The organism is Streptosporangium sp. NPDC006013, from assembly GCF_040614275.1.
Taxonomy (GTDB): domain Bacteria; phylum Actinomycetota; class Actinomycetes; order Streptosporangiales; family Streptosporangiaceae; genus Streptosporangium.
This window is the reverse complement of record NZ_JBEXUE010000553.1, coordinates 1-6,117: the sequence shown is the minus strand read 5'-3', so window position 1 is coordinate 6,117 and position 6,117 is coordinate 1. Positions and strand designations below refer to the sequence as shown.

3 protein-coding genes and 1 pseudogene are annotated in these 6,117 nt (G+C 64.9%); 3 read left to right on the top strand and 1 reads right to left on the bottom strand.

From position 1 onward, the window contains the following. The first annotated feature begins 187 nt into the window (after positions 1-187). Positions 188-1,824, top strand: a pseudogene (istA, locus tag ABZ260_RS44690) (IS21 family transposase). Between the two features lie 11 nt (positions 1,825-1,835). Further along, positions 1,836-2,630, top strand: coding sequence for an IS21-like element helper ATPase IstB (gene istB / locus ABZ260_RS44685; protein WP_355630225.1), 795 nt, complete (start codon positions 1,836-1,838; stop codon positions 2,628-2,630). Positions 2,631-2,648: 18 nt separating this feature from the next. Here istB and ABZ260_RS44680 read toward each other — a convergent pair whose 3' ends face one another. Next, complete coding sequence (locus tag ABZ260_RS44680) at positions 2,649-3,857, bottom strand: MFS transporter (protein WP_355630222.1); 1,209 nt, start codon at positions 3,855-3,857, stop codon at positions 2,649-2,651. Positions 3,858-4,716: 859 nt separating this feature from the next. Here ABZ260_RS44680 and ABZ260_RS44675 point away from each other — a divergent pair. Beyond that, the gene (locus tag ABZ260_RS44675) at positions 4,717-6,024 is read left to right on the top strand and encodes an ATP-binding protein (protein WP_355630219.1); all 1,308 of its coding nucleotides are present in this window, start codon (positions 4,717-4,719) and stop codon (positions 6,022-6,024) included. Positions 6,025-6,117: the final 93 nt, after the last annotated feature.

Below are 6,117 nucleotides of genomic sequence, written 5' to 3'. Positions count from 1 at the left end.
TCCGGCCGCCCAGTCGCTCAGACGCTGGGCGCTGACGTCGTGGCCATGAACGAAAGTGTTGGCCCCAGTTGAACGAGACCTCTGGCCCTGCCTGAAAAACCGGATGGGTCGGTGTTCGTCAGAAGTGGCCCCAGCGGCTGTCTTGCGGTGAGAGCATCAGTGTGCTCTGGAGAGTCAGGTGACCCGCATGCAGCCGAGGTCCAAGGTCGAGCTTTTCGCGGCGATCCGCAGGGACGCCCGCATCGAGAAGTTGTCGATCCATGAACTCTCTCGTCAATACGGAGTGCACCGGCGGCTGGTACGTGAGGCGTTGACGTCGCCCTAGCCTGCAGCGCGGAAACCGATGCCGCCTCGCCGTTCGGTGGTTGACCCCTATAAACCGATCATCGATGCGATCCTTCGCGCGGACCTGGACGCTCCGCGCAAGCAGCGGCATACCGCCAAGCGCGTCTTCGACGGGCTGGTCGCCGAGCAGGGTATGAACAACGTCTCCTATGGCCGGATCCGGACTACATCAAACGCCGAAAGTCGGAGATCGCGGTCGAGGAAGGTCGCGGGTCGTCGACGGTGTTCATTGCCCAGACCCACCGTCCCGGAGAGGAAGCCGAAGTCGACTTCGGGGATGTGTACATCATCCTCGGCGGGGTGCGCACCTTGTGCTACCTGTTCGTCTTCCGGCTCTCCTTCTCCGGCAAGGCCATCCACCGGATCTTTCTCTCTCAGGCACAGGAGTCCTTCTTCGAAGGCCACGTGCATGCCTTTCAACGACTGGGCGGCGTGCCCCGTGGCAAGGTGCGCTATGACAACCTCAGCTCCGCCGTCGCCCAGGTGCGGGGCTTCACTCGGGCCAGAGTGGAGACCGATCGATGGACCGCCTTCAGGTCATGGGCTGGGCTCGAGGTCTTCTACTGCCGACCCGGCATCGAGGGCGCTCATGAGAAGGGCGGGGTCGAGGGTGAGGTGGGACGGTTCCGGCGCAACCGGTTGGTCCCAGTGCCCGTCGTCGCCACCTTGGCGGAGTTGAACGCGCAGATCGACCTATGGGATGAGGAAGACGAGCATCGCCGGATTGGCGAGCGGTCGCGCACTGTCGGAGAGTACTTCGCCATCGAAAAACCGTTCCTGCAGCCGCTGCCGGACGATCATTTCGAGACCGGACGGCTGTTCACCCCGCGGGTGGACCGCTACAGCCAGATCACGGTGCGGATGAACCGCTACTCGGTGCCACTGCACCTAATCGGTCGCCAAGTCCGCGTCCTGCTGCACGCGTGTGAGCTGGTGGTTTACGACGGCCGCATTGAGGTCGCCCGGCACGAGCGGCTCGGCTCGCGCGGCCAGGTGCGCCTGGATCTGGATCACTACCTGGAGGGATTGCTACGCAAGCCGGGCGCACTGCCTGGCGCCACCGTCTTGGAGCAGGCCCGGGCTATGGGCAAGTTCACTCCGGTGCACGACGCGTGGTGGGAGGCAGCTCGGCGAGCACATGGTGACGCGGCCGGCACGCGCGCTCTGATCGAAGTGCTCTTGCTGCACAGGCACATGACCCATGAGCAGGTTATCGCCGGGATTGCTGCCGCATTGCGCGCCGGAGCCCTGACGGCCGACGCAGTGGCGCTGGAGGCACGCCGGGCAGCCGAAACTCAGCCACCGGTTGCGCAGCACGACCAGCCCTCCGCCGATGAGGGCAAGCCCGCCCCGGTGATCTCGTTGACCCAGCGACGCCTAGCCACGTTGCCTCCAGACGAACGGCCGCTGCCGTCGGTGTCCGCCTACGACCAGCTGTTGCGCTACCCCCGGCCGTCGGCCGAGGGCTCCACCACTTAGGGAGTCCAGCCATGACCACTCGTCACCGCGGTTTGACTGAACCGGCCGCTGATGCCGCCATCGACGCCGCCTGCCGCAACCTGCGCCTGCCCACCATGCGCGGGCAGTTCTCCGAACTCGCCGACGCCGCCGCCCGTGACCAGATGACCTATCGCGGGTTTCTGGCCGAGCTGTTGATGGCCGAGTGTGACGAGCGCAATCGCCGCCGATCCGAGCGCCGGATCAAAGCCGCGGGCTTTCCCCGTGACAAGGCGCTACGCACCTTCGATTTCGACGCTAACCCGCACATCGATCCTGCTGCCATCCACACCCTCGCCTCCTGCGAATGGGTCAAGAAAGGGCTGCCGCTCTGCTTGATCGGCGACTCGGGCACCGGCAAGTCCCACCTGCTGATCGCACTGGGCACCGAGGCCGCCATGGCTGGATTCCGGGTCAAATACGTGCTGGCCACCAAGCTGGTCAATGAACTCGTCGAGGCTGCCGACGACAAGCAGCTGACCAAGACCATCGCCCGCTACGGCCGGGTCGACCTCCTCTGTATTGATGAGCTCGGCTATATGGAACTCGATCGGCGTGGAGCCGAACTGTTATTTCAGGTGTTGACGGAGCGAGAGGAGAAGAACAGCATGGCGATCGCCTCCAACGAATCCTTCTCCTCCTGGACCAAGACCTTCACCGCCCCCCGCCTCTGCGCCGCGATCGTCGACCGGCTCACCTTCGGCGGCAATATCATCGAGACCGGAACCGACTCCTACCGCCTGGCCCATACCCAGGCCCGCATCCAACGCGAGACAGGCGTCGGCTAAGGAACTGGTTCTCTCGATTCACCTGCGCGGCAGCAGGATCGCGGCGGTGCACATCACGCCCGCGGCGGCGAAGAGTGATGTCCGTGTATCGGCCCAGGTCGCCAGCAGGCCGCCGAGGAGGATGAACAGCGGCTGGGTGACCGTCGTGGCGAACGACCACAAGGTGGCCACCCGGGCCATCAGGTGGTCGGGGGTCTGCAACTGGCGATAGCTCGCCATGGTGGAGTTCGCCGCGCCGGCGAACAAAAGCACCATGCCGAACCCGAAGCCGCACATCAGCAGGCCGAAGGAGCCGGGCATGGCCGCAGGGATCAGGAAGTACCACGGGCCGCGCAGCATGCTGGCCCACCACAGGGCGCGCACGGCGCCCAGCCGGGTCACCAGTTTCGGGGCGAGTCTGGCGCCGACGAATCCGCCCAGGGAGGGCACTCCCATCAGCAGCCCGTACTGCCAGGCGGCGAAGTGCAGGTCACGCAGGTAGAACACGGCGCTCACCGACGCCGCCATCGAGCTGGCGCCGGCGAAGGTCACCCAGCTGATCAGGATCGGCCGCAGGGTCGGATGCCCCCAGGCGAAGCGCCATCCGGCAAACAGCTCCGCACGCCACGAAGAGTGCCGCTCGCGTACGGGCGGGGCCGGTTCGGGACCGCGGAGAGTTTTGATCGCCAGCGCGCTGAACAGAAAAGACAGGGCATCGATGACCAGGGAGCCCACCGCGGTGAGGAAGCCGATGAGCGCGCCCGCGATGGACGGGCCGACCGAGATGCTGAGCCAGCGTGTCGATTCCAGCCGGCTGTTGGCGTCGACCAGACGGTGTGCGGAGACCAGTGCTTTGAGGTGGGCTTGTGCCGCCGCGGCGAACGCGATCTGGCACGAGGCGTTGATCACGGCGATCACGCACAGCTGCGCGAAGGTCACCGCGTCAAGGAACGCGGCGATCGGGACGCTCGCCAGGCAGGCGAACCTGATGATGTCAGTTGTGATCATCACTGGACGTTTGCGCCGGAACTCGACATGGCTTCCGAGCGGAAAGGCCAGGGTTGCGGTGGTGATCGCGGTGAGGGCGGCCAAAAGGGCGACCTGGAACGTCGAGGCTTCGACGACGGCGACGGCGATGACGGGCAGTGCCACCATCCCCACGGCCGATCCCAGCTGGCTGATGGTCAAGCCCGTCCAAAGCCGCCGGAAGTCCTTATGTCCTCGGATGCTTTCCTGGGGGGAACTCATTCCGCCTTATTGTGCCGCAGCAACCGGTTCGAAGATCTCCCGGACCGGTGGAAACCGATCAGGACTTGACGGCAACAGCGAGACCGCCGGTCACGTCTCAGCAGGCAGGGATAGGAGTACTGGCGCGATCAAGTGGGGCCAATCAATTCGTTCGCAACAGATGCCGATGACCGCCTACTGGGGCCAAGAGACCTGTTCCTTCGGGGCCAAGAGATTAGTTCAAAGCCACTGGGGATCGCATTCAGCCAAATCTCACAGCTCCAGCGGCGCCACCTATCGCTCACATCCGCCATCTATCGTTCACAGCCACAGCCAGGAGGGCCGCGTTCACGATGGCGATGTCAGGTCCGCCGACAGCGCCGGCCACCATGCACAGGGCCACCGCCTTCCCGCCCTCTTGGATCACGGCGTTGGCGAAGGCGTCGCTCTGGCTCCGGCCACCTCAGGAAACGGGGGAGCGACGCCGGGCGGGGCGTCAACGACCAGATGGGAAGTCATGCTCGGTAGTTCGCGCGCAGTCGCGTGCCGCTCGCCGACAACTCCCGATCCAGGAACCGCCGCAGCAGGGTGCGCGGTGACTCCAACCTCTAGGTAAGGCTCATTCTCGCCGCCGGGCCGGCAGAGAGGTGAAACGCCTGTGGAAGGCCGGTAAGACCCGACCCGTGAAAACGGCGAGGGCACGGCCCGGTGAGGCAGGAAACCCGGCCTGTTGAGGGCTGGAATCCTCCGGCTTCAGCCGTGGGAGGAAAGTTAACAGCTGGCAGGCGTCCAACCGCAGACCGCATGATCGGCCCAGAACGTAGAATGTGGCGCTGGCCCGGCTATTTGGGCATGCCGAACAAGACTATGGTCGTCGCTTGTGGCTCTCACTAGTCGTTTTGCGCTGATCGAAGCGCTGGCCTCCGGCCGACCGGAGGATCTACTGGGTATGGCGGAAAGCTCATGGCTGGACTTCAAGAGTTCGCCCTACCAGTTGGACGTGGACAAAAACAGATTCGAGCTGTGTAAGGACGTGGCCGCCTTCGCCAACGCCCAGGGCGGGCTGCTGGTGCTCGGGATCGGCGCCGAAAAGAAGAGCCATCAGGCGCTGGAGGTCGCGAGCACGTGCCAGCCCTTTCCCCAGAACAAGGCGAATGTCGACCGCTACATAGACACGCTGAATGAATATCTGCGTCCTCGCGTCACCATCAGCCACTCCTGGTACGCGGATCTAGGCAGGAGCTCACCCGAGGGCACCGTTGGATACCTGGTGATTGAGGTCGACCCGGTACCAGAGCCGGATCGCTACGTCATCGTGCGTCGCACCCTCAACGACAAGGAGAAGTTCGCCGAAGGACTCGCGATCCCGATCCGTCATAGCGATCGGACCATCTATCTGCCCTCCGAAGATGCCTACCGGCTGATCAACGAGGGGCTGCGGGGGCGAGATGCTCCCCGGGGTGCCCCCGGGCCAGCGGGCGGCAAACTTCACGAGGCCGCCGCGGAAGACTTGCAGACGCTGGAGCGGCTCCAGGACTGGGGCGACGTTCCCGTACTCTTCTGGCAGAGCGTCCCACCCTCCTCCGCAGGGATCTTGCCTGCCTTCTACAGCGACAGCGGTGTTCACGGAGCGTTGAAGAAGCAAGATGTTCTACGGCCTTCCGGATTCAACTTCCGTGATAACTATGGGCGCTTGCAGATCCATGAGGGGGCGATGTTTCTTGGCCGCGGCCGCTGCGCGCTTCTGATCCGCCCCGATGGCCTCATGACCGCCGGCGCCGTGGCCACGCCCGACATGCTGTGCTGGGCGATGGAGCAGCGCAATCAGCCTCAACGGATCAACGCCCACGTATTGAGCGAGCTGACCCTGGAGTACTTCCGCCTCGCGGACACGCTGGTTGTTCCCCAGGTCCCCGGAACCTGGCGACACCGAATCGCCACGCGCCGTTTTCAAGGTGAGCAGCCACGCACGCTGGGATCAGGGGCCCAGCGACTCGATACGTTCCTCAGTCCAGCACGGCCGGCCAGCGCGGATTTTTGGGATCAAACCTGGCAAGCGGTAGGCGACCCAGAACGAGATGCCTTCGAGGCGCTCAGCCGGATCTATGCGCTGTTCGGCCTGGACGCCACCGCCAATCCCGACGTCCTCGACGACCGGGTCGCCACACAACGCTTCTACGGCGACTGATCTGGCCCCGGCCCGAACTCGTCGACGAGGCCCCCGGTGCCGTCCGGCACGCCGACTCCATCGCCCGGCGCGGTCGCGCGGTTGCCGTCACCC

Bases quoted from the DNA above. Each gene is read 5' to 3' on its own strand.
- istB (WP_355630225.1), top strand. From the start codon at position 1,836: ATGACCACTCGTCACCGCGGTTTGACTGAACCGGCCGCTGATGCCGCC.
- ABZ260_RS44680 (WP_355630222.1), bottom strand. From the start codon at position 3,857: ATGAGTTCCCCCCAGGAAAGCATCCGAGGACATAAGGACTTCCGGCGG.